Genomic DNA, 2,094 nt, shown 5'->3' with positions numbered 1-2,094 from the left:
GGATGGACCTGGGCATCCTGTTCGTCAGCGGCGAGAACCGGGTGACCTACTGCAACGCCACGTTCGCCGCCATGTGGCAGTTCCCCGAGGGCGCCAGCGTGGTCGGCCGCTCGACCCGCCAGGTGTTGCAGACGGCCAAGCAGCTGATGGCCGATCCGGCGACGATCCTGGCGCAACTGGAGGCGGCGGCCACCGCGGAACCGCCACGGCAGCTGGAGATCCGCCTGCGCGACGGCCGCACCATCATGCACAACGCCTACCTGGTTCCCGACGCGCAGGGCCATTACCTGGGCCGGCTGTGGGTGCAGGAGGATGTGAGCCACCAGCGCCGCACCGCCCAGCAGCTGGTGCGGCTGGCCCACCACGATCCGCTCACCGGGCTGTACAACCGGCGCCGCTTCGAGAACGACCTGGCCAGCTTCTTCCACGATGCCCAGCGCGTGCCCAGCCAGGCCGCGCTGCTGTTCTTCGACCTGGACGAGTTCAAGTACATCAACGACACCTTCGGCCACCGCGCCGGTGATGCGGTGCTCAACCGGCTGGCGCTGGAGATGCGCACCCTGGTGCGCGCCGGCGAGACCCTGTTCCGCCTCGGCGGCGACGAGTTCGCCGTACTGATGCCGCACGCCAGCCAGGACGATGCCCAGCACCTGGCCGAGCGGATCGTGCAGCGCATCGCGCAGACCCCGCTGCGCCTGCTCGAACAGACCGTGCGCCTGAGCACCAGCCTGGGCATCGCCCACTACCCCACCCATGCCGACAATACCGAGGACCTGGTCGCCCACGCCGACGCGGCGATGTACCAGGCCAAGCATCTGGGCAAGAACCGCTGGAACGTGTACCGGCCCGACCGTGACAGCTCGCGCGAGATGGCCAGCCGGCTGGTGTGGAACGACCGTATCGCCCAGGCCCTGGAGCAGGACCTGCTGCTGCTGCACTTCCAGGGCGTCTACCACGCCGGTGACGGCCGTCTGGCGCATCTGGAAGCGCTGATCCGCATGCGCGACGAAGCCGGCAGCGGGCAGCTGATCATGCCGGCGGACTTCATCGTCCCGGCCGAGAAAAGCGGCAAGATCCTGGAGATCGACCGCTGGGTGATCCGCCAGTGCATCCAGCTGCTGGCCGGCCACCCGCAACTGCCGGCGATCGCCATCAACATCTCCGGGCGCTCCTTTGATGATCCCGAGCTGCCCGCCTGGATCGGCAACCAGCTGCTGCGGCACCGGGTGGCTCCGCAGCGGCTGCTGGTGGAGCTGACCGAGACCGCGGCGATCTCGGACATGGGCGATGCCGCGCGCTTCATCGCCGCGCTGCGGCAGACCGGCTGCCCGATCTGCCTGGACGATTTCGGCACCGGCTTCGCCTCCTTCGCCTACCTCAAGAACCTGCAGGCCGACGTGCTCAAGATCGACGGCATGTTCATCCGCGACCTGCCGCAGGAGCCGGACAACCAGGTGTTCGTACGCGCGATCATCGAAGTGGCCCACGGCATGGGCAAGCTGGCCGTGGCCGAGTTCGTCGAGGACGCCGCCACCTTGGAGATGCTGCGGCAGATGGGCGTGGACATGGTCCAGGGCTACCACCTGGACCGGCCACGGGCCGACCATCCGGCCCTGACCGTGGCCGTGGCCGATTAGCGGACAGCCGCCTGGCCGGCGACGGTTGCCCCCTCAGGCCAGCGGCAACCACAGACTGGCCAATGCTCCGCCGCCGGGACGGTTGTGCAGCTGCGCGCGGCCACCATGCAGCCGCGCCACCTCGGCCACGAACGGCAATCCCAGCCCCGAGCTGCGCTGCCCACTGCCCGGCCGCGCCAGCGAGTAGAACCGCTCGAACACCCGCTCCCGCGCGTAGTCCGGAACGCCCAGCCCCGTATCGGCCACCTCCACCGTCCAGCCCGCCTCGTGTCGCTGTACCTGCAACACGATGCGCCCACCGGCCGGCGAAAACGCGATGGCGTTGTCCAGCAGGTTGGACAGCGCCTGCCGCAGCAGGAAGGCATCGCCCTGCACCAGCGCCTGCGCCGGCAACTGGCAGTCCACCACGAGCGCCTGCGCCTGCAGGCGCGGTGCGGCATCCTCGGCCAGACTGCGG

The 2,094-nt window shown here is 69.5% G+C and carries 2 protein-coding genes; one reads left to right on the top strand and one right to left on the bottom strand.

All coding sequences use genetic code 11. The annotated features are described in order from the left end of the window. On the top strand, positions 1-1,637 hold a 1,637-nt coding region (locus tag JCM9942_RS14565; RefSeq protein ID WP_054660548.1), incomplete at its 5' end, for a sensor domain-containing protein. 33 nt (positions 1,638-1,670) lie between these two features. Here JCM9942_RS14565 and JCM9942_RS14560 read toward each other — a convergent pair. Then, positions 1,671-2,094, bottom strand: a 424-nt coding sequence (locus tag JCM9942_RS14560) for an ATP-binding protein (protein WP_256202394.1), incomplete at its 5' end; no start/stop codon positions are given.

The sequence above is a fragment of the Stenotrophomonas pictorum JCM 9942 genome (assembly GCF_001310775.1).
Taxonomy (GTDB): domain Bacteria; phylum Pseudomonadota; class Gammaproteobacteria; order Xanthomonadales; family Xanthomonadaceae; genus Stenotrophomonas; species Stenotrophomonas pictorum.
This window is presented reverse-complemented; position numbering and strand designations above follow the sequence as displayed.